The following is a 23,797-nucleotide window of genomic DNA, read 5'->3' as shown; positions in this document are numbered from 1 at the left end:
CATGGCAAAATGGACGCGCAGGGCGGTTATCGGGTCAGGACTATTGGCGGGTGGCGCTTTTGTGGTAGGGGTCGCTTTGCGTCCGGGCAATCCGGTAGATGAGTTAAAGCCTCTGGTGGCCGGAGGTCAGGGCGAAAACCTCATTAACAGTTGGGTTAAAATTGATGCTGATAATGTGGTAACGGCGATTATTCCCCACACGGAAATGGGGCAGGGAGTTCGTACGTCTCTTGTGCAGATGCTGGCGGACGAGATGGATGCCGATTGGGATAAAATTGCCGTCATGGAAGCTCCGACAACCGGCGATTATGTTTCTCAACACATGGTGCGCTTGTTTTTTGCACCGGGCACTCTGGATGCGCCGCCATGGCTTGACCCGACCCTTGATGGCATTCTGACGCAGGTTTCCAAGTTAGCGGGTGGTTATGCAACGGGAGGAAGTTCGTCGGTACGGGCGACGGGGCAAAGAGGAATGCGGGTTGCAGGCGCTGCCGCACGTGAGATGCTTATAGCGGCTGCCGCCGAGGCATGGAATGTACCGGCAGGTGACATACGAACCGCAAACAGCACATTGTTGCATGACGGGTCCGGCAGGTCGGCGGCCTATGCGGTATTTGCAGACGCCGCCTCTCGGCAGTCTTTGCCTACCCATCCCAAACTCAAAACACCTGACCAGTTCAAACTTATGGGCAAATCCATGCCCCGTGTTGACCTTGATGAGAAGGTGAACGGGTCGGCGCAATATGGCATTGATGCCACCATCCCCGGTCAAACGATGCGCTATGGTGCTATTTTCGCCGCGCCCGTGCCGGATTCAACCATTAAATCCGTTAATGACACGCAAGCTAAAACAATGCCGGGAGTTTTGGAGGTAATCAACTTTGGCGGTTTTGTCGCTGTTATTGCCGAGGGATATTGGCAGGCGCAACAGGCTCTTGATACGGTCGAGATGGATTTTTCAAAGACGCCCAACGATAATCTTGATCAGAAGGGATTGTTTGACCGCTATGAAAAAGCCCTGAGTGAAGCGGGAGACGAAGGCGGTGATGTTCTCGGTGAGGCTGGGGATGTCATTTCGGCCTCTGACAATGCGCCTGCAACGGTTGAAGCGGAATACCGGGTTCCTTTTTTAGCTCATGGGGCCATGGAGCCGGTTAACTGTACGGGCTGGGTTCATGATGGTGTTTGTGATTTGTGGACGAGTGCGCAGGTTCCCCTACGTGCCATATCGGAGGTTTCCGATGCTACCGGCATTGCAGCGGACAATATAAACCTTCATCAAATGGAAATGGGTGGCAGTTTTGGACGCCGGTTGCGAGATGATTATGCGGTTATCAGTGCGCGGGTGGCTCAGGCGGTAAACTATCCTGTGAAAGTTATATGGTCGCGGGAGGAGGATATTCAGAAGGCGTATTACCGCACCTGCACAACGAGCCGGTTTAAGGCGGGCCTTGAGAGTGCGGGCCGTCCGGTAAGTTGGGATAATGTCTATGTGCATCAGGAGGCCCCACCGGAGGCGGCTTTTGTTGATTATTATGATATTCCCAACAAGCGCATACGGACCTTGCCGGATGTACCGATGCATTTGCGTTTCGGAGATTGGCGTTCGGTGGATGAAAGTCAGCACGGATTTTTCAAAGAGTCTTTTATGGATGAACTCGCTCATAAAGCGGGTGTTGACCCGTTTGAGTATCGTCTGGCTCTGCTGAACAAATCGCCGCGTCATAAAGCGGTCCTTGAGGGGGTGGCGGAGATGTCAGGCTGGGGACGCAAATTGCCCGCCGGTCATGGCCGGGGTATTGCTCTGGTGCCTTCTTTCGGGACTATTGTGGCGCAGGTCGCGGACGTCGAATTGTCTGGTGGCACACCACGCGTTGTTCGCGTTTATTGTTGTGCCGACCCGGGTTTTGCAGTAAATCCCTCAGGCTTTGAGGCACAGATGGAGAGTGCGATTGTGTATGGCCTGACGGCGGTGCTTTACGGAGAGATTTCTCTGGAGGAGGGTGCCGTTGTGCAGAGCAATTTTCATGATTATGAAATACTCCGCATGGAAGAGATGCCTGATATTGAGGTTAAAATTATCAATGGCGATAATGTGGTTCTGGGTGGCGGTGGTGAGCCGGGCCTGCCTCCTATAGCGCCTGCCGTCGCTAACGCCGTTTTTGCGGCTACCGGTGTGCGTGTTCGGGAATTGCCTTTGAACAACATCACGTTTGCTTAAACGCTATTTTTATGAGAAAAACGAACCGTATGTTAGCGGGTAGTTTTTATAATTCTTCATTGAATAAGATACAGTAGCGCCATGACGGATATAACACGGGTCAGAGAATATCCTGCTGAAGGAGTGCGGCATTTCGGCGCTGTAAACTGGCTTGGGCTTTGGACGTTGTATCTGAAAGAGGTACAACGGTTTTTCAAAATTCTAACCCAGACCGTTATGGCACCGGTTATCACTACTTTACTCTTTCTGGCCGTTTTCTCTTTGGCTCTGGGTGGGTTGCGTCCGGATATTTCAGGTGTGCCGTTTTCCAGTTTTCTGGCTCCTGGACTGATTATGATGGCCACGATTCAAAACGCTTTTGCCAATACAGGCTCATCTTTGTTGATTGCCAAAATACAGGGAACAGAGGTTGATTTTCTTATGCCGCCCTTATCGGCGGGTGAACTTAATCTGGGGTTTGCTCTGGGTGGGGTAACACGCGGACTGTTGGTGGCTATAATGACAGGTCTGGGTATTACTTTTTTTGTAGAGGTGGACGTCAAACATTGGTGGGCTGTCGTCTATTTTGCTGTAAATGCATCCTTAACGATGTCTCTGATGGGGATTATAACCGGCATCTGGTCACAGAAGTTCGATCATATGCAGGCTATCACCAATTTTGTTGTAGTGCCCCTGTCGTTTTTGTCGGGTACGTTTTATTCTGTTCGTCAACTGCCCGAGCTGGCCTACAATATTACCCATGTTAATCCGTTTTTTTACATGATTGACGGGTTTCGTTACGGCTTTACAGGGCATAGCGACGGTAGTCTTTTGGCGGGCGTATTGTTTTTGGGGGGGCTTAACATTATCCTATGGACAGTGTGCCATTGGATTTTCCGAACAGGATGGCGATTGAAATCATAACAATTTGACAGAGCCACCATACAATTTATATTTGTATCCTAGTTTATCTACTTTCAAGCAATTCCTACAACACATCACCGGAAACAGTGTGCCATACGTGTTTCTAACATTAGGCTATTTTTATGATAGAGTCCGTTCTTCCCGTCTACAACCGCACTGATATCGCTTTCGACCATGGCGAAGGCCCATGGCTGGTAACGGGTGATGGTCGCCGCTTTCTGGATTTTGCTTCCGGGGTCGCCGTGAATTCTCTGGGGCATGCGCACCCTCATCTGGTGAAGACCTTAACGGAGCAAGCGCAAAAACTGTGGCATACGTCTAATCTTTATCACATTTCCGGTCAGGAGAAGTTGGCGCAAAGGTTGGTAGCGGCCAGTTTTGCAGATACGGTCTTTTTCACCAATTCCGGTTCCGAGTCCATTGAGTGTGCCATAAAAATGGCACGCAAATATCATACGCACCGGGGCAAGGCAGATTGTTTTGAAATTATTACCCTGGAGAATGCCTTTCATGGCCGTACGCTTGCAGCACTGGCAGCGACGGGACGTGAGAATTATCTGGAGGGTTTTGGTCCCGTGTCGCCTGGTTTTGTTCAGGTTCCCTTTGCCGATATGGCTGCGCTGGAATCTGTGATGACGTCGGCTACGGCCGGAGTGTTGCTGGAGCCTATTCAGGGTGAGGGAGGCGTGCGTCCTGTGCCGTCCGATATGCTGCGGAAAATCCGTGGCCTGTGCGATGAACGGGGAGTGCTTTTGATTGTAGACGAAGTGCAATCGGGCATGGGGCGTACGGGAAAATTGTTTGCTTATGAATGGGCCGACATTGAGCCTGATATTGTAGCCACGGCCAAGGGTATCGGCGGAGGCTTTCCCATGGGGGCGTGTCTTGCCACTGAAGCGGCTGCCTCCGGCATGACAGCCGGAACTCATGGTTCAACCTTTGGCGGCAATCCTCTGGCGATGGCGGTGGGCAATGCGGTGCTTGATGTGCTTTTAGAGCCGGGATTTTTAGAAAAGGTGGTATCCACCGGTTTGAGATTGCGGCAATCCGTTGCCATGATATCGGATCAATATCCTGAAATCATAGAGGGTATACAAGGTGAGGGATTGTTTCTCGGCTTGCGGTGTCAATGTCCAAATGTAGGGTTGGTACAGGCTCTTTATAATGAGAGAGTATTGTCGGTAGGTGCGGCCAATAATACGGTCCGGTTGTTACCGCCACTTATTATTGACGAGTCCCATGTTGAGGAACTCATAAGCCGTATGACAAAAGCCTGTAAAGTTTTGAAGGCGCAGAACAGCGCATAGAATCCGGAAAGTCGAAAAGAAAGAATAAGATATGACCGGTGAGCCGAGACATTTTATTGACCTTGATGTCATTGCAAAAGAGGATTTGCGATCTATTCTGGATGATGCTCGTGCGCGTAAAGAAAATCGCAAGGGTAGTGAAGGTGTGGTGAAAGTTGATACAGACCGTCCTCTTGAAAATTATTTGTTGGCGATGGTTTTTGAAAAATCTTCTACGCGTACGCGGGTTTCTTTTGATGTTGCCATGCGTCAATTAGGGGGTGAGACGTTGTTGTTGAACGGTGTGGATATGCATCTGGGTCGGGGGGAGAGTCTTGCGGATACGGCGAGAGTGTTATCGCGCTATGTGGATATCATCATGTTTCGCAGTGCAAGCCATGATAATCTGGAGGAGTTGGCGGTTTCTGCTGAAGTGCCGGTTATCAACGGGTTAACGAACCGGAGTCATCCGTGTCAGATCATGGCGGATGTTATGACGTTTGAAGAACATAAGGGGCCAATCGAGGGGTGCAAAATTGCCTGGGTCGGCGATGGTAACAATGTGGCGGCATCCTGGATTCATGCAGCGGCGCAGTTTAATTTTGAACTGGTGTTAGCGTGTCCGACTTCATTGTCGCCGGATGTGGCGGTTCTGAAGAAAGCACAAGCGGCGGGGGGACAGGTGACACTTACCCATGAACCTTATGAAGCGGTAGCCGGTGCTGAGTGTGTGGTGGCAGATACGTGGGTTTCTATGACCGACTCGGAAGACACGAAAACTCAGCGTCATGCCGTGTTAACACCTTTTCAGGTTGATGAATCTTTAATGGCGGCGGCCGGTGGAGAGGCAATTTTCATGCATTGTCTGCCTGCTCACCGTGGTGAAGAAGTAACCGCAAGCGTTATAGATGGGCCTCAATCCGTTGTGTGGGATGAGGCTGAAAACCGCCTTCATGTTCAAAAATCTATTTTGAGATGGTGCCTGCTTTAAGGGGGTATCAGGGTCCGGTTGCATAAGCCAGAACGCGCTCCATGAACTGCTCGCACAGATCAATCTGGGATAATTCAATAAACTCATCAGGCTTGTGGGCTTGTGCAATATCACCCGGCCCGCATACGACACTTTCCATGGCGGCGTTTTGAAACAGGCCCGCCTCGGTGGTATAAGAAACGCCGATGGTTTCATTCTGGTTGGCTAGCATAAGTGCTAAAGTTTCAGCAGGGGAGCCGTTCTTGCCTAAAAAGGCGTGTACCTGAGCGTCGGGAATAATTCGAACATCGGCTTCAGGTGCAATAGAGCGCATCTCCGGCAATATGACATCACGCACGAAATGCTCAAGACGCACCTCAGGCGTGGGGTCTGCCATGACCGGTAGTGGCCGGTATTCCCACGAAAAAGTGCACCGGCGTGCAATGATATTAACCGCAGTTCCTCCCTCAATGGATCCAATGTTGATGGTGCTATGAGGGGGGGTAAAGCGGTCATCCTGCGCATCTTTCTCACACATCTCACGGGCCACATTATTGAGAAAGTCAATAAGGCGGGCGGCTATCGTAATAGCATTCACCCCGTCGCCGGATGCGCTTGAATGAGCCTCCCGTCCCGTAATCTCAACACGAAAGGTGCGAATGCCCTTGTGAGTCGTAACGACACGCATGGTGCTCGGCTCTCCTACCACTACCAAAGCGGGGCGGATGCCCTCATCGGCCATCCATTGCACAAGACGCGGAGCACCGAGACAGCCTACCTCCTCATCATAAGACAAGGCTAAATGAACAGGGCGCTGAAGATCTCCTGTAACAAACCGGGGCACGGCGGCAAGGGCAACCGCCAGAAAAGATTTCATATCACACACTCCGCGCCCATAAAGCCGGTTATCTTTTTCCGTTACCGTGAACGGGTCCGTCGTCCACGGTTGACCGTCCACCGGCACTACGTCCGTGTGACCTGACAGAACGACCCCGCCCTGTTTGGGGTCATGGGTTCCATCGGACTTAAGGGTGGCAAACAGATTGGCTTTGTTGCCATCATCGCTGGTCACCTGAACGCTCGTCACACCATGGCTCTCAAGATAGTTGGCGGCAAAATCAATGAGAGCCAGATTAGAGTTTCGGCTGGTGGTATCAAAACTGACCAGGCGGTCAATCATTTCACGGGTGCTGTATGAAGGGGCACTCATTGTGTGTTCTCTTATGTTGCATGGCTGGAGTGTCGAGGAGAGTGCAGAAGCGATCGATAAACGTCAAGAGTGGCCGAACACATAGCATCCAACGAAAAACGTGGAGCCACAAAATTACGACCACGTTGACCCATAATAGTGCGGCCTTTCGGGCCCATGGCAGCGGCTTCTTGTAAAGCGCGGGCCAGAGTGGTGGCATCCCCGGGCGTTATCCGCCAGCCTGTTGCAGTCGCTTCATTATCGTTGATAACGGTCTCTCGGGCACCGCCATGGTCTGCGACAATTACCGGACGGCCTGCCGCTTGCCCCTCTACCGCCACCCGTCCGAAGGCTTCCGCCTGCAAAGAAGGGGATAATATAATGTCAGCTGCCCAACATGCTCCGGGCATATCATCAATGTGCGGCACGAACCGCACGGCGTCTTTTACTCCCAAATCACAGGCTTTATTTTTTAAGCGGATGCCATACGCATTTTGCCAATCATAGCCACCGGCAAAAACCACAACCGGTCGGTAATCAGGGTCAAGCTGAGCCAGCGCCTCTATTACGCAATCATGGCCTTTTGTGCGTGACTGACGGGCAGGCATGAGTGCTAACATGCTTTCCGTGCCCACGTTCCATTGCTGCCTGAAGCGTGTGGTGCGGGTGGAATCTTCTTTTTTCGGGTCATAGGCCGCTAAGTCTGTGCCACGGTGAATAGTAATAAGACGTGCTATACGGCGAGGGTAGCGTATTTTTATTCTCTCTGCCGTGTAACAAGAATTGGCAATCACAACATCGCCACGCACAAGGGCGCTGCTATAGAAGATTTTCAGTGCCGGACCGTCCGGAACGGCACCATGCCAGGTGGCCACAAGAGGTATGTTGCACCGCCGGGCTGCCCGCAAGACACTCCATGCCGGTGCACGTGAGCGTACGTGCAATAAATCTACCTGATGCTTGTCTATGAGGTGACGGAGGCGTCTGATATTATGAACGATAGTTACAGGATTTTTTGAGTGCACAGGCAGGCAGATGTGCTCAGCTCCAATGGCCTCAATGGCAGCTACCTGATGCCCCCCTGCGCTGACCACAAGAGGCAACCAGCCTTCAGAAACAAGGGCCGTGGCAACATCCACCGTGGTGCGTTCTGCACCACCACCCTCAAGGCGCGGAATGATTTGCATCACACAAGGCTTTGCCTTAGCCATGGCCCTCGCCCTGTTTTGCCAGCGCCCGTAAGCCCTCCCGATAGGTAGGGTAGGCCAGTTGAACGCCTAGCTCCCGGGTAATAAGTTGATTATTAACCCGCTTGTTTTCAGAATAAAACCTCCTCACCATGGGCGACAAACCGGCGCTATCAAACGGCTCAAGGGGTGGTGGGTCAATGTTCAAAAGGCTGGCTGCAAACGTGACCACATCCTGAGGAGGGGCAGGTTCATTATCACACACGTTATATATGGCTCCGGCCCGGGGTTGGGTTATGGAGGCGTCCAGAACAGCAGCAATATCATCTGCATGAATACGAGAAAACATCTGTCCGGGTTTATTGATACGCCGCGCCCGCCCTTGCCGGAGACTACAAAGAGCATTGCGTCCGGGGCCATATATACCTGCCAACCGAAAGATATGAACCGGCCAGTTATACATCTTTCCGAAAGAATTCCATTCCCGTTCTGCACTCTGCCGTCGCTTGCCGCGCTCCGTAGTGGGGTGTGTGGGTGTTGTTTCGTCAACCAGCGATCCATCCCGCACACCATAGACACCGGTGGTTGATAAATAACCGCACCAGCGGCGTGTCTCCAAAGCACCAAGTGTCGTACCATGATGGCGTATGACTACATCGCCCTCCTCATCAGGGGGGATGGAAATAAGCACATGGCTCGTATCGGCAAGGGCGCCTTTCGCGTCAACCATGGGAGTTTGACCGTCAAACAAAAAAGGATCAACGCCGTTCCGGCTAAGATGCGCCAGTTTTTCCGGTGTTCGGCAGGTACCGGCAATGCGCCAGCCACGGGGTTGCAAGCGGTTCGCCAGCGCGGCGGCACTCATGCCATATCCAAAACAAAACAAGCGCAAGGCGGTCATAATGTATCACTCCTCCTTCGATGCCATTCCCGGCGAACGTAGATGTCCTGCTCATAAGGCAATGCCCGGCTTTTCAAAACCTCATGACGTGAAGGGTCAAGGCGGGCCAGCGCCCATACCGCCATGGCTCGCACTAAAGGCTCTCGGTCATCTATAAGGGATTCTGCTCTTGCCGCAAGGGGGCGACATGCAGAATTGCCTATAGCAATCAACACATTGCGTACAAACCGTGTCCGTCCAATACGTTTTATGGGAGAACCGGAAAACAAAGCGCGGAAGGTTTTGTCATCCAATGTTACCAATTCCTCGAGAAGAGGGGCTTGTAACTCTTTACGGGGATGAAAGGCCATCTCTTGTGTCTGTCGGGCAAAGCGGTTCCATGGACAGACGGCGAGGCAATCATCGCATCCGTAAATGCGATTGCCCATTAAGGGACGCAACGAAGAATCAATGTGTCCTTTATGCTCAATGGTGAGGTAAGAAATACAACGCCGCGCGTCCAGTTGATAAGGCGCCGGAAAAGCATGGGTGGGGCATACATCCAAACAGGCACGGCAACTGCCGCAATGATTTTCATGAGGTGTGTCGTCCGGTAGAGCAAGATTTGTCAGGATAGCGCCTAAAAATAGCCACGACCCATGATCACGCGAAACCAGATTGGTGTGCTTGCCCTGCCAGCCCAGACCTGCCGCCGCTGCAAGCGGTTTTTCCATCAGGGGTGCCGTGTCCACAAACACTTTAACCTGAGCGTGCCATTCATCATGAATATCACGGGCGAGTCGCTTCAGGCGCTTTTTGAAAACATCATGGTAATCCTTACCACGTGCATAAACAGAGATGGCCCCATGGCCGGATTTTTTTAGCACAGCGAGAGGATTGTCCGAAGGGCCGTAATTCATGCCCAACATAATGACAGAGCGGGCGTCCGGCCAAAGTGTTGCCGGAGAGGCGCGCCGGTCCTGATGACGCTCCATCCAGTCCATATCGCCATGCCGGCCTGACTCAAGAAATTGCTCAAGGCGCCTGCCCGGTCCGGCAATTGCTGTGGGATGAGTGATGCCGATGGCATCTAATCCGCAAGCAGTGGCCATCTGCTCAATATGCTTCCGTGTCCGGGGGCTTTGGCGCGCCTGAAGTGTGGAAGGAGCAATCATCAAAAATCAAGATTGGTATAATTATCCGGCGGGAGTGTACCGGCTATGCGATCCTTCAGCAGGGCGCGAAAGGATGGTCGTGATTTAAGCCGTACATACCAGCTTTTGAGGTCGGGATGGTTTTCCCACGCCACATCGCCCAAATAATCCAGACAAGAAAAATGAGCAGCTGCTGCAAGGTCGGCGCGGCTCATCTTGTCCCCTGCCAGCCAGTTTCGTTGTTCTGCCAGATGATTGATATATGCGAGGTGGAGGCTTAGCTGATGCTGTCCCGCCTTCAGATATGCCGTGTCCGGCGAACCACCGCCCTCACGGGCGGGGATAAACCGACGGGTTATTTTTTGGTAGACAAAAATACGCGTGACTTCATCGTTTATACGACCATCAAATAATGAAACCAGGCGGCGGGTCTCGGCACGGTCCTCAATAGTTTCAGGCAGTAAAGAAACCTCAGGGTAGACTTCCTCCAGATACTCTTCAATGGCACGGTGCCCGGCGATAATGCGGCCGCCGGCCTCTATAAGAACCGGCGTTTCACCGGCAGGGTTGAGAGAAAGCAATTTCTCACTGCATGAGCCGGGGGGCTCCTCCACAAGCTGGAAGGGTATAGCCTTCTCTGCCAGAAGAAGGCGTACTTTACGGCTGAAGGGGCACAAAATCCCATGATGAAGTGTACGCATAGTGAGTCCGTCATACTACATGAATGTAGGATTGGCTTTGAAGTGAAAACAGTTTCTGTTTATGCCTGACTTAGGGGTACACCGATACGGTGATGATATTTGCTCATAAAAAACCGAGGGGAATATGGAAAATATGGAGGGAAGGTTGACAGATACGCTATGTTTTTATATATTTAGAATTATGGAAATGAAAAATGCCCTCGTAATCCTCAGCGCCCTGTCGCAGGAGACCCGTCTCGCGGCGTTTCGTGCCCTGGTGAGTGCCTACAGCCCGGATGGAACTGGAAGTGGGCTTGCGGCAGGGAACTTAGCGCAATTGTTGGATGTGCCCTCTGCTACTCTTTCGTTTCATCTTAAAGATATGACAAACGCCGGACTTATAACAGTGCGTCGCGAAGGACGTTCTTTAATTTACGAGGCTAATTTAACCTGCATGAATGATTTGGTTGAGTGGCTGCTCGAAGATTGCTGTGGTGGGGCATGTCATTTGTCATATAGTGCCAAAGAACAGGAGAAAATCTCATGAAAAGATTACACGTTAGTTTTTCCGTTAAGGATTTGGAGCATTCGGTTCGTTTTTACAGCGCCTTATTTGGTACGCCGCCGACGGTGCTCAAACAGGATTATGCTAAGTGGATGTTGGAGGATCCGCGGGTCAATTTTGTGATTGAGTCTCGTGGTGAGGCTATTGGTTTTTCTCATGTGGGGATTCAAGTTGAGAGTGAGGATGAGTTGCAAGATTTATATAAACGTTTTAGAGCCGCTTCAGGCGGTGAGGTTCTGGAACAAGAGCAGACCACGTGTTGCTATGCAGTGTCTGACAAAAATTGGGTGCTTGATCCTCAATCGGTGGCGTGGGAGGCGTTTTATACGCGCCATCCTAGCGACGAGTATGGGCAGCCCGGAGTCTCTGGTGCACTGAAAGAGGGTGAGTTGTTGGATAAACCGTCTGCGACGGGGTGTGCTTGTGGGTGTTGAGGATAGTTTTTGGCGCCGACATACATAAAAGGGACCAGATAATGTCGTGACCCCGATTGTTGTTTACGACCAGCTGGTAACCTCCGACTGCATTGAGGTGGATGTGGCGCAGGCGGCAACGGTTGCGCGTCTTGAGGCTTTGCATAATGCTCTGGGGCGTTATGGGAAGGGTAAGCGCTTTGGTGTGCCGGGATTTCGTCGCAGGAGTCAGCCGCCAAAAGGGCTTTATATTTGGGGAGGCGTGGGGCGGGGTAAATCCATGTTAATGGACATGTTTTTTGATACGGCTCCTTTGACAAACAAACGCCGGGTTCATTTTCATGCCTTTATGGCGGAGACTCATGAGCGTATTTTTACGTGGCGTGAAGGAGAAAAATCATCACGTGGTAGCGGGGGTGGTGACCCTATAGCGCCGGTAGCGCGGGATATTGCCCACGAAGCGGCGTTGTTGTGTTTTGATGAGTTCCAGGTCACGGATATCGCGGACGCGTCTATTTTAGGCCGTTTGTTTTCGCATTTGTTTGATCTGGGGGTTGTGGTGGTCGCGACATCCAATCGTGCACCGGAAGGGCTTTACGAAGGGGGGTTAAATCGGCAACGCTTTTTGCCGTTTATTGATTTGTTGCATGACCACATGATGGTGTTGGAGTTGGATGGCGATACAGACTACCGCCTCAACCGACTTGGGGGCCGTCCGGTTTATTTCTCACCGCTGAATGAGGCAGCAGTTGTTGCCATGGATGAGGCATTTGAACGGTTAACCGGTGGTACCCCGCCTATGGTCATGACGGCTGAGGTTAAGGGGCGTACTTTGACGGTGCCGTGCGCTGCCATGGGGGCTGCGCGGTTTTCTTTTGAGGAACTGTGCGCACGGCCTTTGGGGGTGGCGGATTATGGTGCGCTGGCTAGCCGGTTCCATACGTTGATGATTGATGGGGTGCCGGTATTAGCTCCGGAAAAGCGCAATGAAGCAGCGCGATTTGTAAGTCTTATTGATATACTTTATGAGCATGGTTCTAAACTGGTAATGTCGGCGGCGGCATTGCCGGAGGCGATTTATCCGGCAGGGGATGGCAGTTTTGAGTTTCGTCGTACGGCTTCGCGTTTGGCTGAGATGCAGTCGGTGGCATATCTGGAGCGTGGCCATGGGGTATTGCCGCAGGACAGAGCGTGATAGAGTAAGTTGGGTAGGGGACAGGAGTAGAGCGGAGAACAAAACATGACGCGTAACAAGATAGCCCTCATCGGGGGTGGACAAATTGGTGGAACGTTAGCTCATCTGGCAGGCCTTAGGAATCTGGGTGATGTTGTTATCTTTGATATTATGGATGGCATTCCTCAGGGCAAAGCGTTGGATTTAGCGCAATCGTCCCCGGTTGAGGGATATGATACTCACTTTTCCGGTGCTTCCCGTTATAGTGCCATTAAGGGGGCGGATGTGGTGATTGTCACCGCCGGTGTACCGCGCAAACCGGGTATGAGCCGGGATGATTTGCTGGAGATTAATCTCAAAGTTATGGGACAGGTGGGTGCAGGCATAAAAAAATATGCGCCCAATACCTTTGTTATCTGCATCACCAACCCTCTGGACGCTATGGTGTGGGCACTGCAAAAAGCGTGTGGGTTGCCAAAAAACCGGGTGGTGGGTATGGCGGGAGTTCTGGACTCGGCCCGCTTTCGGTGTTTTCTGGCGGAAGAGTTCGGCGTTTCAGTTGAAGATGTTACAGCCTTTGTGCTGGGGGGGCATGGCGATACCATGGTGCCTTTGCCGCGCTATTCTACGGTGGCAGGGATACCTCTTCCGGATTTGGTGGCGATGAAATGGACAACCCGGAAGCGTCTGGACGATATTATTCAGCGCACCAGAGATGGTGGTGCGGAGATTGTAGGTCTCCTTAAGACAGGCTCTGCTTTTTATGCTCCTGCTACGGCGGCTATGGATATGGCAGAGGCTTACCTTAAAGACAAGAAACGTGTTCTGCCGTGTGCCGCCTGGTTAAACGGCGAGTATGGCGTTAAGGGTATTTATGTCGGCGTACCGGTGGTCATCGGCGCTAAGGGTGTGGAGCGGATTGTAGAAATCAAACTGGACCGCGCTGAAAAAACGATGTTCAATAATTCTGTCAAGGCGGTTAAGGGGTTGGTAACCGCGTGTAAAAAAATTGAACGCCGATCTGCAAAACCCACCAAATAATCCTGCTAAATAATAAGTAACAACAAGTGTAGGAGAGGATAGTATGAGAAAAATACTCATCGGTATTGTGGTCGTGGTAGCGGTAGGGGCTGGCGGCGTGTGGGCGGCACTTCAGGTGCCGGCCGTACAGGACGCTTTATTTGAAAGAGCCTTGCAGGCGGCTTTTCAGTTTCCGGGAACAGAACTTCTGGATAATGATACGCTGGATGTTATCGTGTGCGGCTCCGGCTCACCCATTCCCGACCCGTCACGCGCCGGGCCGTGTGTGGCGGTTTTGGCGGGGGGACATTTTTTGCTGTTTGATGCAGGAGCAGCCTCAAGCCAGACTTTGGCGCGTGCCCTGTTACCTCAAGCCTCGCTGGATGGGGTGATCTTTACCCATTTGCATTCCGATCATATTAGTGGTCTGGGCGATGTGGCTCTGCAAAGCTGGGCGGCGGGACGCATAAAGCCTCTTGATGTCTATGGCCCGCCGGGTGTGGAGAGAGTCGTCAATGGATTTGAAGAGGCCTACCATCTGGATGACGGCTATCGTATTGCCCATCATGGAGAGGCGGTTGTACCTGCCGCTGCCGCACCTCTTGTTTTCCATGAGGTTATAGTCAGTGATGCCGGGGCAGAAACTATTGTTTTGGATGATGGTAACTTCAGGGTAACGGCGTTTTTGGTCGATCACGCACCGGTTGCTCCGGCTTATGGCTATCGGGTTGATTACGAAGACCGCTCTGTGGTGATTAGCGGGGATACGGTCAAGCATGACAATATCGCCCGGGTAGGGGCCGGGACAGACGTGTTGATTCACGAGGCTCTCAATAAGGATATGGTGATGGCCCTTTCCCGCCACGCTAAGGAGGCCGGATTACCCAATATAGCTGCCATATTTCATGATATTACGGATTATCACGCAACGCCCGTGGAAGCTGCGGAAAGTGCCAATGAGGCCGGTGCGGGGCTTTTGGTACTCACCCATATTGTACCGGCTCTTCTCAATGACCTGATGGTGGATATATTCATGCGCGGGGTAGACGACATACGCCCTGAAGGGACTATGCTGGGCTATGACGGATTACATATTGCGTTACCTGCGGGGTCTCGTGAGATTGACATTATTGAATGACACACCATAAACGCGCGGGGTTGGCAGGGAACAGATGAACATTCATGAATATCAGGCAAAGGCGTTGCTGGCAGAGTATGATGCGCCGGTGCCCAAAGGCAAAGCGGCGTTCACGGTGGATGAGGCTGTTAAGGCTGCCGAGAGTCTTGAAGGGCCATGGGTAGTGAAAGCGCAGATTCACGCAGGTGGGCGCGGCAAGGGCGGTGGTGTGAAAGTGGTGAAGTCTGTGCAGGAGGTACGCACTGAGGCAGAGCGCATGCTGGGCATGACGCTGATTACTCATCAGACGGGTCCGGGGGGTAAACGTGTCAATCGGCTTTATATCGAACAGGGTGCGGATATTGCGCGCGAACTTTATTTGTCTTTGCTGGTAGACCGTGCAACGGGCCGTTTGGCGTTTATTGCATCCACTGAGGGGGGTATGGATATTGAAGAGGTTGCAGCGAATACACCGGAGAAAATCGTTACGGTCTCTGTTGACCCGGCCACCGGCATTAGCGGGTTTCATGGTCGGCGTATTGCTTTTGCTCTGGGTCTTGAGGGAGATAGTGTTAAACAGGCTGTGGCTCTGACGCACACTTTATACAGAGCGTTTGTGGAGAGTGATATGAGTCTGCTTGAGATAAACCCTCTTGTTGTGACAGGTTTGGGTGCACTGGTGTGTCTTGATGCCAAAGTATCTCTGGAAGATAACGCTCTTTACCGACACAGGGCACTTATGGATTTGCGGGATGAAACCGAGGAAGATCCCGCAGAAGTTGAAGCCTCCGGTCATGACCTTAACTACATTAAACTGGATGGCGAGGTAGGGTGTATGGTCAACGGTGCAGGGTTGGCTATGGCTACGATGGATATTATCAAACTGTTTGGCTCGTCTCCGGCTAACTTTCTTGATGTTGGCGGGGGGGCGACCCGGGAGAAAGTAACCCAGGCGTTTAGAATTATTCTCTCTGATGAATCAGTACGCGGTATTTTGGTCAATATCTTTGGCGGCATTATGCGCTGCGATATTATCGCTGAGGGTGTTGTCGCGGCCGCTCAGGATGTCAACCTTGATGTGCCCCTTGTGGTGCGTCTGGCAGGCACAAATGTGGAGCAAGGGGAAAAGATACTTGCTGAATCCGGATTGTCGGTAATCACCGCTAGTGATCTTGGCGATGCGGCAGAGAAAATTACAGCCGCCATGAGCGGAAACAAAAAGTAAAAGGGGACAGGTCATGGCGGTGCTGATTGATGCGCAAACGCGGGTTATTTGTCAGGGGTTTACGGGCGCTCAGGGGACGTTTCACTCTGAGCAAGCCATTGCCTATGGTACCAGGATGGTGGGTGGGGTAACACCCGGCAAGGGGGGGGAGAGCCATCTTGATTTGCCGGTCTTTGATACGGTTCAACAAGCCGTTGAGCAAACAGGGGCTACTGCAAGTGCTGTCTATGTGCCTCCGCCCTTTGCGGCTGATGCCATTTTGGAGGCAATCGCTTCTGAACTGGAGTTGGTGGTATGCATCACTGAAGGTATTCCTGTTATGGATATGGTTAAGGTAAAACGTGCTCTGCAAGGCAGCCGTACTCGACTGGTAGGGCCTAACTGCCCTGGTGTTATCACACCCGGGGCGTGTAAAATTGGTATTATGCCGGGACACATCCACCAATCCGGGTCGGTGGGTATTGTCTCTCGTTCCGGTACGCTAACTTATGAAGCGGTGGCTCAGACTACGGCCGTGGGTCTGGGGCAAAGCACGTGTATTGGCATTGGGGGAGACCCGGTGAACGGTACCAATTTCATTGATTGTCTGGAGATGTTTTTAGCGGACGATGAGACAACGTCCATCATCATGATTGGTGAAATCGGTGGAACGGCAGAAGAAGAGGCTGCTGATTTTCTTAAAAACTCTTCCATAAAAAAACCGGTTGTTGGCTTTATCGCTGGAGTAACCGCCCCACCCGGGCGACGCATGGGTCACGCAGGGGCTATTATTGCCGGAGGGGCCGGGAGCGCTGAAGATAAGATTGAGGCGATGCGTTTGGCAGGGGTTATCGTCTCGTCTTCTCCGGCAACGCTGGGGTCAACTTTGGCAGAGCACCTCTCTCACTAATGAGTGGTTTTTAAAATACAGGGCTCACATGAGGAGGGGTCGGCAAATCCTTTAAATGGTTTGTTATAGCGCGAAAAATCAACTGTTTATGTCCCCGGATGGCCAAAGGAGGCCAGATAGCAAATTGTTGTGACCCGGCAACAGGGGTGTGATAAAAAACCGGAACGCTCTATATCTACACTAACGGGTGTACACTAATGATTAAGGATCTGTAGGCACATTATATATCATGGCACAGAAAACATCTGGAATGGCATCAAAGGACGCTTCTTTTCTTAATAGCGGCAACATTTCATACATGGATCATCTTTATGCTCAATACCGTCAGAACAACGAGGCACTTGATTCTGAGTGGCGTGCGTTTTTTGACTCTGTAGGCGGAGCGGATGCGGATGGCCCGTCATGGGCGCGTCGCGACCGGTTACAGTCGGCAAACAGTTTAGTGGATGAGGATGTCACCGCTGCTCTCAGGAAAAAAATTGAATCTCGCTCAGGCGACATAGGACAGGAGGAAGTGCGCAGTGCAACTCTTGATTCTGTACGTGCACTTATGATGATACGTGCCTATCGTATTCGTGGTCATCTTGCCGGTGATTTGGATCCGTTGCGTTTGGCGGAAGTAAAATCTCATCCGGAGTTACTGCCTGAGAGTTATGGCTTTACAGAAGCCGATATGGATCGTCCAATTTTCATTGATAATGTGTTGGGGTTAGAGACAGCCACCATTCAAGAGATGTTGGCCATTCTCAAACGCACCTATTGTGGCACTTTGGGAGTAGAGTTCATGCACATCTCTGACCCTGAAGAAAAAGCATGGATTCAAGAGCGCATTGAAGGGCCGGACAAAGAGATATTTTTTACTGCCGAGGGAAAGCGGGCGATGTTGTGGAAGCTCATGGAAGCGGAAGGTTTTGAGACTTTCCTGAATACAAAATACACCGGCACCAAACGCTTTGGCATAGATGGTGGTGAGGCTATGGTTCCGGCATTAGAGCAGATTGTCAAAAGAGGTGGCAATATGGGTGTGCGGGAGATTGTTCTGGGCATGCCACATCGCGGCAGGCTCAATGTGCTGGGCAATGTTATGCACAAGCCCTTTCAGGCCATCTTTCACGAGTTTCAAGGTGGCTCTTCCAATCCGGAAGACGTGGAAGGCTCCGGAGATGTGAAATATCACCTGGGGTCATCGTCTGATAGAGAGTTTGATGGCAACAAAGTGCATTTGTCCTTAACCGCTAATCCTTCCCATTTGGAAATTGTTGATCCGGTTGTTTTGGGCAAAGCGCGGGCTAAGCAGGATCAGGCACAAGATACGGCGCGCCAATCTGTGTTGCCTTTGTTGTTGCACGGTGATGCTGCTTTTGCGGGGCAGGGGGTTGTAGCGGAATGCTTCGGGCTGTCCGGATTGAAAGGCCATCGCTCGGGCGGTGCTATCCACTTTATCGTTAACAATCAAATAGGTTTTACTACGGCGCCTCATTTGTCGCGGTCATCGCCTTATCCTTCTGATGTAGCTAAAATGGTGCAGTCTCCCATCTTCCACGTTAACGGAGATGATCCGGAAGCAGTGGTGTTCGCTGCTCGTATTGCTACCGAGTTTAGGCAGAAATTTGGCAAACCGGTCGTCATTGATATGATTTGTTATCGCCGTTATGGTCACAATGAGAGTGATGAACCAATGTTCACTCAGCCCCTGATGTATAAAACCATCAAGAATCACCCGACTACATTTACTCTGTATGCAGAAAAACTGATTGCAGAGGGGGTGGTTACCAAAGATGAAGTAGAGCATCAGCGTGCCGGGTTCCGCAAACAGCTGGATGCAGACTTCGCCGTAGCCAATAATTATCGTCCCAACAAGGCAGATTGGCTGGATGGGCGCTGGACAGGTCTTGAGCAGGCCAGAGGCAATGAGCGTCGCGGTGAAACGGCGGTTGATCTGGAAAAATTGCGGAAAATCGGCCTTAAGCTCAGTACGGTTCCTGATGATTTTAATGCCCACCGCACTATTCGCCGCCTTATGGATGCTAAATGCCAAATGTTTGAAAGCGGTTCAAACATTGATTGGGCAACAGCGGAGGCTTTAGCGTTTGCAACTTTGTTGGAAGATGGATTTTCTGTGCGCTTGTCTGGTCAGGATTGTGAAAGGGGGACTTTCTCGCAACGTCATTCGGTGTTGACAGATCAGGAGACGGAAGACCGGTATATTCCTCTTAATCATATATCTTCCGGTCCGGCTAATTTTGAGGTGGTTAACTCTATGCTGTCAGAGGCCGCTGTTTTGGGCTTTGAGTATGGCTACTCTTTGGCCGAGCCCAGGACGCTGGTTTTATGGGAAGCGCAATTTGGTGATTTTGCCAATGGTGCTCAGGTGGTGATTGATCAATTTATCTCATCTGGCGAGCATAAATGGTTGCGCATGAGTGGCCTTGTGATGCTGTTGCCCCACGGCTATGAAGGTCAGGGGCCGGAGCATTCTTCCGCCAGATTAGAGCGCTACCTTCAATTATGTGCCGAAGACAATATGCAGGTTGCAAATTGCAGTACGCCTGCAAATTATTTTCATATTTTGCGCCGTCAGTTGCATCGCAGTTTCCGCAAACCTCTCATCTTGATGACGCCAAAATCTCTGCTACGTCACAAATTGTGCGTGTCCTCTCTTGAAGACTTCTCTTCATCTGCCTCCTTCCACCGTATACTGAGAGATGAAGCGCAAACCCAAAAAGGCCGGTTTGTTGAACTCAAACCAGATAATGAAATACGCCGTGTTGTGTTGTGTTCCGGAAAAATCTACTACGACCTCCATGAGGCGCGAGAAAAACGCGGCATTAACGACGTCTATATTATGCGCCTTGAGCAACTCTATCCGTTTCCGGTTCGGAGTTTGGCAGAAGAACTTTCACGCTTTTCGAATGCTGAGGTTATATGGTGTCAGGAAGAGCCCAAAAATATGGGCGCATGGAGTTTTATAGAGCCCTATATTGAATGGGTGTTGGGGCATATTGATGCCCGTTATCGTCGTGCCCGCTATGCTGGCAGACCGGCGAGTGCATCTACCGCCACCGGCTTGATGAGCCAGCATATGAGCCAGCTAAACCAGCTTCTTACCGAAGCTTTGCAAATAGATTGATTGGCAACAACCGGCATACCGGAGGATGAATAATTATGACTAAAGAAATCCGTGTCCCTGCGTTGGGTGAGTCGGTTACCGAGGCCACTGTAGCGCAATGGTTTAAACAACCGGGCGATGCTGTTACGGCAGATGAACCCCTTGTGGAGTTGGAAACTGATAAGGTGACTGTAGAGGTTCCGGCTCCGGCATCCGGCGTTTTGTCTGCTATTGATGTGGCCGACGGTGAGACGGTAGAAGTGGGAACATTGCTGGGTTCTCTGACGGAAGGAGAGGTGCCTGAAGCAGCACCTCCCGCATCATTAACACCTGCTCCTGAGGCTCCTTCATCATCCCCGGCAACGCCGTCTGCGCCCCCATCAGGCTCTTCTGAGGTGCCTCTGCCGCCCTCTGCACGGCGCTTAGTGGAAGAAAATAATGTGGATGCCGCCGCCATTCAGGGCACCGGCAAAGGTGGACGTGTGGTTAAACAAGACGTCATGGATGCCATCGCTGCCGGTGTTCGCGCCGAGAGTGCTGCGAGGGGCGGTGGAGTTTCTATCCCCTCCGTGCCCGTTGATGAGTCCGCCCTGGAAGAGCGTGTCCCTATGTCACGGTTGCGTCAGACGATTGCATCCCGTCTCAAGGCTGCTCAGGAAACGGCAGCTATTCTTACGACATTTAATGAAGTTGATATGAGCGCGTTGCAGGCGATACGTTCGGAATATCGGGATTTATTTGAAAAAAAACATGGCGTACGACTTGGTTATATGAGTTTCTTCGTACGCGCATGCGTGGCAGCTCTTGAGGAGGTTCCCTCAGTGAATGCCTCTATTGATAATAATGAGATTATCTATCGTCGTTATTGTCATATAGGTATTGCGGTAGCCACTGATAAAGGCCTTGTTGTGCCGGTACTGCGGAATGCTCAATCTATGGGTCTGGCGGATATAGAAAAATCCATAGGTGACTTTGGGCATCGTGCCCGTGAAGGAAGCCTTTCTATGGATGATTTGCAGGGCGGTACGTTCAGCATATCTAATGGTGGTGTTTTTGGGTCCTTGATGTCTACGCCGATTTTGAATACACCCCAGTCAGGTATTTTGGGGATGCATCGTGTGCAGGATCGTCCGGTTGTGGTGGACGGAAATATTGTTGTGCGACCCATGATGTATTTGGCCCTTTCTTATGATCACCGACTTGTAGATGGGCGTGAAGCGGTAACGTTTTTAGTGCGGATTAAGGAAAACCTTGAAGATCCTCACCGCTTGCTCCTGAGTTTGTGACAACATGACTGAGACTTCCGAATCATCGGTGTTTGATTTAATTGTTATAGGTTCGGGCCCGGGCGGTTATGTATGTGCTGTGCGGGCAGCGCAGTTGGGGATGACGGTTGCCTGTATAGACAAACGCGGCGTACCGGGTGGAACTTGCCTCAATGTGGGGTGCATTCCTTCAAAGGCGCTGTTGCATGCATCTGAATTCTACGAGGAAGCGGCTCATATGGATGCTATGGGTGTGGCCGTGGATGGTGTCAGGCTTGATTTAATCAGGATGATGGCTTTCAAGGATGAAGGAATTACGGGCAATACGAAGGGCGTCGAGTTTTTATTTAATAAAAACAAGGTAGACGATATACGAGGGAACGCTCGTATTGTGGCACCGGGCCGTGTTGAGGTTCTTTTTACAGATGGTACGCGCCGCGAGTTGACTGCCGGACGTATTGTTATTGCAACAGGGTCTGATGTAGCCCCGCTACCGGGTATTGAGATTGATGAGAAACGCATTGTTTCCTCTACGGGTGCCTTATCTCTTGAGAAAGTACCGGAACATCTGCTGGTGGTGGGTGGCGGCTATATCGGCCTTGAACTGGGGTCTGTGTGGCGTCGTTTAGGGGCTCAGGTGACGGTGGTTGAGTTTTTAGATCGCATCACACCCGGCATGGATGGCGAGATCTCCCGCCAGTTTCAGCGCCTCCTGAAACGTCAGGGTATGAAGTTTGAATTAGGCACAAAGGTTAATGCTATTGAAAAACGTGATGGTGATTTGGCGATTCATGTAGAGCCTGCTACAGGGGGCGAGACGCGGGTGCTGGAAGCCGATGTGGCGCTGATTTCTATAGGGCGCATTGCCTATACCGGTGGTTTGGGGTTGGAGGATGTGGGCGTGCGCCTTGATGACAGGGGTCGTGTGGAAACGGATGCTCACTTCAAAACCAGCGTGGATGGGATATATGCCATAGGGGATGTGATTGCCGGACCTATGTTGGCGCACAAGGCAGAAGATGAAGGAGTCGCGGTGGCCGAGCATCTGGCCGGTCAGTGGTCTCATGTAAACTATGACGTCATTCCGGGGGTTGTATATACGGCACCGGAGGTGGCTGCTGTTGGCCAGACAGAGGAGCAGTTAAAAAATGCGGGTGTAATTTACAAAGCAGGCAAGTTTCCCTTTACTGCTAATGGCCGCGCTAAGGTGAATCGCACCACGGATGGTTTTGTTAAGATTTTGGCAGATGCCGAAACGGATCGCGTTTTGGGTGTTCACATCATGGGAGTTGATGCCGGTAATATGATAGCGGAAGCGGCTATCGCCATGGAGTTTGGGGCGTGTTCGGAAGATATTGCGCGCACGTGCCATGCACATCCTACTCTTACGGAAGCTGTCAAAGAGGCCGCTCTCGACGTGGAAAAACGTGCCATCCACATGTAAGACTTATCCTGGTCTTCACGCCCTAGGGTGAGCTTTATTGTAGACAGTAAGAAGATGTTGGTCGTCTACGGCAGTATATATCTGGGTGCTGGAGAGACTCGCGTGCCCCAATAATTCCTGAATGGTTCGCAAATCACCTCCGGCACTTAAAAGATGTGTAGCGAAACTGTGGCGTAAGGCATGGGGGGTAGCACTGGGGGGTAGGCTAAGACGCGCTCGCGCTTTGGCTACAACAGCCTGAACCGCACGGGGCCCCAGAGCACCGCTACGTGCACCTCTAAACAAAGCACTGCCTGTTTCAAGTGCAAAAGGACAAAGCGCTGCATACTCTGCAACGGCCTCGCGCACCACCGGTATGATGGGGACAAGACGCTCTTTGCCACCCTTGCCACGGATCATCAAACTATCCCCCAGAGGTAATACGTCTGCTGTTAGGGATAGGGCTTCCCCCAATCGCAATCCACACCCATACAGCAACAAAAGAACGGCACTGTTGCGGGCAATTATCCATTGAGGTTTTTTGTGATCTTTTGGGTCATCCTGACTTTGCCGGTTTGGCGTATTATTCTCCGTGTCGTTTCCGTTTCCCGTTTTGTCTTCCATACTAACAAGAGCTTTGGCTGCCTCGGGGGTTAGGGGGCGGGGGAGGGTACGGGCCAGTCGGGGAGAAGATAGTCTCTTCAGGGCTGCAAGAGCGACATTGTCTGGCACCATTGATTCACTCTGAACGAGAAATCCAAAAAAGGAACGCAAACCCGAAAGAGTGCGGGCCAGCGACCGGCTGGACACTCCCTGATCACGGCGACGGGTAAGAAAGGCTCTAAAATCAGAAGCCTCCAGAGAGGCTAGCATAGAAGGGTTTACGGGTTCACTGAGGTGGTCCGCCAGAAAAGTGAAAAAATCCACCGCATCCCGGCCATAGGATTCAACGGTGGCGGGGCTAAACCGGCGTTCATTTTCAAGCCAGCCGAGCCAGTCTGTCAGCAAAGCCCGTGTGGAAGTAGGGGTCTGGGGCGTAAGCCTGTCGGTGATGGTGCGCATACAATCAGAAGGAACAGAATCGGGACATGATTCGTCTATAATACGCTATTTTATCCTCAAAGGTC

20 protein-coding genes are annotated in these 23,797 nt (G+C 51.6%); 14 read left to right on the top strand and 6 right to left on the bottom strand.

What is annotated here, in order from left to right:
• Window position 1 precedes the first annotated feature (1 nt).
• From V6Z81_03835 to argF, 4 genes are all read left to right on the top strand, one after another.
• Complete coding sequence (locus V6Z81_03835; GenBank protein MEG9861619.1) at window positions 2–2,221, top strand: molybdopterin cofactor-binding domain-containing protein; 2,220 nt, start codon at window positions 2–4, stop codon at window positions 2,219–2,221.
• Window positions 2,222–2,302: 81 nt separating this feature from the next.
• Window positions 2,303–3,124: an ABC transporter permease gene (locus tag V6Z81_03830; protein ID MEG9861618.1), complete on the top strand. Its 822-nt coding sequence runs from the start codon at window positions 2,303–2,305 to the stop codon at window positions 3,122–3,124.
• Window positions 3,125–3,246: 122 nt separating this feature from the next.
• Window positions 3,247–4,431: an aspartate aminotransferase family protein gene (locus V6Z81_03825; protein MEG9861617.1), complete on the top strand. Its 1,185-nt coding sequence runs from the start codon at window positions 3,247–3,249 to the stop codon at window positions 4,429–4,431.
• A 31-nt stretch (window positions 4,432–4,462) separates the two neighbouring features.
• Window positions 4,463–5,401 (top strand): ornithine carbamoyltransferase, encoded by a 939-nt coding sequence (argF, locus tag V6Z81_03820; GenBank protein ID MEG9861616.1) that lies wholly within the window; start codon window positions 4,463–4,465, stop codon window positions 5,399–5,401.
• Window positions 5,402–5,408: 7 nt separating this feature from the next.
• Here argF and argE read toward each other — a convergent pair whose 3' ends face one another.
• From argE to V6Z81_03795, 5 genes are read right to left on the bottom strand one after another with little or no spacing between them, the layout of a single operon-like run.
• Complete coding sequence (argE, locus tag V6Z81_03815) at window positions 5,409–6,590, bottom strand: acetylornithine deacetylase (GenBank protein MEG9861615.1); 1,182 nt, start codon at window positions 6,588–6,590, stop codon at window positions 5,409–5,411.
• Window positions 6,591–6,601: 11 nt separating this feature from the next.
• Window positions 6,602–7,780 carry a glycosyltransferase family 4 protein gene (locus V6Z81_03810; GenBank protein ID MEG9861614.1) on the bottom strand — a complete coding sequence of 393 codons (1,179 nt, stop codon included), beginning with the start codon at window positions 7,778–7,780 and terminating at the stop codon, window positions 6,602–6,604.
• Window positions 7,773–8,657, bottom strand: a complete 885-nt coding sequence (locus V6Z81_03805; GenBank protein MEG9861613.1) for an SDR family oxidoreductase — start codon at window positions 8,655–8,657, stop codon at window positions 7,773–7,775. Before V6Z81_03805 ends, V6Z81_03810 begins: the two co-directional genes overlap by 8 nt.
• Window positions 8,654–9,811, bottom strand: a complete 1,158-nt coding sequence (queG, locus tag V6Z81_03800; protein ID MEG9861612.1) for a tRNA epoxyqueuosine(34) reductase QueG — start codon at window positions 9,809–9,811, stop codon at window positions 8,654–8,656. The genes V6Z81_03805 and queG overlap by 4 nt, the downstream gene beginning before the upstream one ends.
• Entirely contained in the window at window positions 9,811–10,491 is a 681-nt protein-coding gene (locus V6Z81_03795; protein MEG9861611.1) for a glutathione S-transferase family protein, read from the bottom strand. Before V6Z81_03795 ends, queG begins: the two co-directional genes overlap by 1 nt.
• Window positions 10,492–10,615: 124 nt before the next feature.
• Between V6Z81_03795 and V6Z81_03790 the strand changes: the two genes are divergently transcribed.
• The 10 genes from V6Z81_03790 (at window position 10,616) to lpdA (ending at window position 22,691) form a co-directional block, all read left to right on the top strand.
• The gene (locus tag V6Z81_03790; GenBank protein ID MEG9861610.1) at window positions 10,616–11,017 is read left to right on the top strand and encodes a metalloregulator ArsR/SmtB family transcription factor; all 402 of its coding nucleotides are present in this window, start codon (window positions 10,616–10,618) and stop codon (window positions 11,015–11,017) included.
• Window positions 11,014–11,469, top strand: coding sequence for an ArsI/CadI family heavy metal resistance metalloenzyme (locus V6Z81_03785; protein ID MEG9861609.1), 456 nt, complete (start codon window positions 11,014–11,016; stop codon window positions 11,467–11,469). The genes V6Z81_03790 and V6Z81_03785 overlap by 4 nt, the downstream gene beginning before the upstream one ends.
• 46 nt (window positions 11,470–11,515) lie before the next feature.
• A complete protein-coding gene (gene zapE / locus V6Z81_03780) occupies window positions 11,516–12,643 on the top strand; it encodes a cell division protein ZapE (GenBank protein ID MEG9861608.1) in 1,128 nt (375 codons plus the stop codon).
• Between the two features lie 45 nt (window positions 12,644–12,688).
• Window positions 12,689–13,663 carry a malate dehydrogenase gene (gene mdh / locus V6Z81_03775; protein ID MEG9861607.1) on the top strand — a complete coding sequence of 325 codons (975 nt, stop codon included), beginning with the start codon at window positions 12,689–12,691 and terminating at the stop codon, window positions 13,661–13,663.
• A 43-nt stretch (window positions 13,664–13,706) separates the two neighbouring features.
• Window positions 13,707–14,780 carry an MBL fold metallo-hydrolase gene (locus V6Z81_03770; protein ID MEG9861606.1) on the top strand — a complete coding sequence of 358 codons (1,074 nt, stop codon included), beginning with the start codon at window positions 13,707–13,709 and terminating at the stop codon, window positions 14,778–14,780.
• 34 nt (window positions 14,781–14,814) lie between these two features.
• Window positions 14,815–15,984 carry an ADP-forming succinate--CoA ligase subunit beta gene (gene sucC, locus V6Z81_03765; protein MEG9861605.1) on the top strand — a complete coding sequence of 390 codons (1,170 nt, stop codon included), beginning with the start codon at window positions 14,815–14,817 and terminating at the stop codon, window positions 15,982–15,984.
• Window positions 15,985–15,997: 13 nt separating this feature from the next.
• Window positions 15,998–16,873, top strand: a complete 876-nt coding sequence (gene sucD / locus V6Z81_03760; protein ID MEG9861604.1) for a succinate--CoA ligase subunit alpha — start codon at window positions 15,998–16,000, stop codon at window positions 16,871–16,873.
• Between the two features lie 229 nt (window positions 16,874–17,102).
• Window positions 17,103–20,003, top strand: coding sequence for a 2-oxoglutarate dehydrogenase E1 component (locus V6Z81_03755; GenBank protein MEG9861603.1), 2,901 nt, complete (start codon window positions 17,103–17,105; stop codon window positions 20,001–20,003).
• Between the two features lie 35 nt (window positions 20,004–20,038).
• Entirely contained in the window at window positions 20,039–21,268 is a 1,230-nt protein-coding gene (gene odhB / locus V6Z81_03750; GenBank protein MEG9861602.1) for a 2-oxoglutarate dehydrogenase complex dihydrolipoyllysine-residue succinyltransferase, read from the top strand.
• A 4-nt stretch (window positions 21,269–21,272) separates the two neighbouring features.
• Window positions 21,273–22,691, top strand: a complete 1,419-nt coding sequence (gene lpdA / locus V6Z81_03745) for a dihydrolipoyl dehydrogenase (GenBank protein ID MEG9861601.1) — start codon at window positions 21,273–21,275, stop codon at window positions 22,689–22,691.
• A 15-nt stretch (window positions 22,692–22,706) separates the two neighbouring features.
• Here lpdA and V6Z81_03740 read toward each other — a convergent pair whose 3' ends face one another.
• Entirely contained in the window at window positions 22,707–23,732 is a 1,026-nt protein-coding gene (locus V6Z81_03740; GenBank protein MEG9861600.1) for a tyrosine recombinase XerC, read from the bottom strand.
• Window positions 23,733–23,797 lie beyond the last annotated feature (65 nt).

This window comes from Parvularculales bacterium (genome assembly GCA_036881865.1).
GTDB lineage: Bacteria > Pseudomonadota > Alphaproteobacteria > JAPOUT01 > JBAJNM01 > JBAJNM01.
Note: the sequence above shows the minus strand (reverse complement) of the source record. Positions and strands in the feature narration are given on the sequence as shown.

Excerpts from the sequence above, each read along its gene's own strand:
- V6Z81_03805 (MEG9861613.1), bottom strand. The coding sequence starts at position 8,657 with ATGACCGCCTTGCGCTTGTTTTGTTTTGGATATGGCATGAGTGCCGCC.
- queG (MEG9861612.1), bottom strand. The coding sequence starts at position 9,811 with ATGATTGCTCCTTCCACACTTCAGGCGCGCCAAAGCCCCCGGACACGG.
- mdh (MEG9861607.1), top strand. The coding sequence starts at position 12,689 with ATGACGCGTAACAAGATAGCCCTCATCGGGGGTGGACAAATTGGTGGA.
- sucC (MEG9861605.1), top strand. The coding sequence starts at position 14,815 with ATGAACATTCATGAATATCAGGCAAAGGCGTTGCTGGCAGAGTATGAT.
- V6Z81_03830 (MEG9861618.1), top strand. The coding sequence starts at position 2,303 with ATGACGGATATAACACGGGTCAGAGAATATCCTGCTGAAGGAGTGCGG.
- V6Z81_03795 (MEG9861611.1), bottom strand. The coding sequence starts at position 10,491 with ATGCGTACACTTCATCATGGGATTTTGTGCCCCTTCAGCCGTAAAGTA.
- V6Z81_03755 (MEG9861603.1), top strand. The coding sequence starts at position 17,103 with ATGGCACAGAAAACATCTGGAATGGCATCAAAGGACGCTTCTTTTCTT.
- odhB (MEG9861602.1), top strand. The coding sequence starts at position 20,039 with ATGACTAAAGAAATCCGTGTCCCTGCGTTGGGTGAGTCGGTTACCGAG.
- sucD (MEG9861604.1), top strand. The coding sequence starts at position 15,998 with ATGGCGGTGCTGATTGATGCGCAAACGCGGGTTATTTGTCAGGGGTTT.
- argE (MEG9861615.1), bottom strand. The coding sequence starts at position 6,590 with ATGAGTGCCCCTTCATACAGCACCCGTGAAATGATTGACCGCCTGGTC.
- lpdA (MEG9861601.1), top strand. The coding sequence starts at position 21,273 with ATGACTGAGACTTCCGAATCATCGGTGTTTGATTTAATTGTTATAGGT.
- V6Z81_03825 (MEG9861617.1), top strand. The coding sequence starts at position 3,247 with ATGATAGAGTCCGTTCTTCCCGTCTACAACCGCACTGATATCGCTTTC.
- V6Z81_03835 (MEG9861619.1), top strand. The coding sequence starts at position 2 with ATGGCAAAATGGACGCGCAGGGCGGTTATCGGGTCAGGACTATTGGCG.
- V6Z81_03770 (MEG9861606.1), top strand. The coding sequence starts at position 13,707 with ATGAGAAAAATACTCATCGGTATTGTGGTCGTGGTAGCGGTAGGGGCT.
- argF (MEG9861616.1), top strand. The coding sequence starts at position 4,463 with ATGACCGGTGAGCCGAGACATTTTATTGACCTTGATGTCATTGCAAAA.
- V6Z81_03790 (MEG9861610.1), top strand. The coding sequence starts at position 10,616 with ATGGAAAATATGGAGGGAAGGTTGACAGATACGCTATGTTTTTATATA.
- V6Z81_03785 (MEG9861609.1), top strand. The coding sequence starts at position 11,014 with ATGAAAAGATTACACGTTAGTTTTTCCGTTAAGGATTTGGAGCATTCG.
- V6Z81_03740 (MEG9861600.1), bottom strand. The coding sequence starts at position 23,732 with ATGCGCACCATCACCGACAGGCTTACGCCCCAGACCCCTACTTCCACA.
- V6Z81_03810 (MEG9861614.1), bottom strand. The coding sequence starts at position 7,780 with ATGGCTAAGGCAAAGCCTTGTGTGATGCAAATCATTCCGCGCCTTGAG.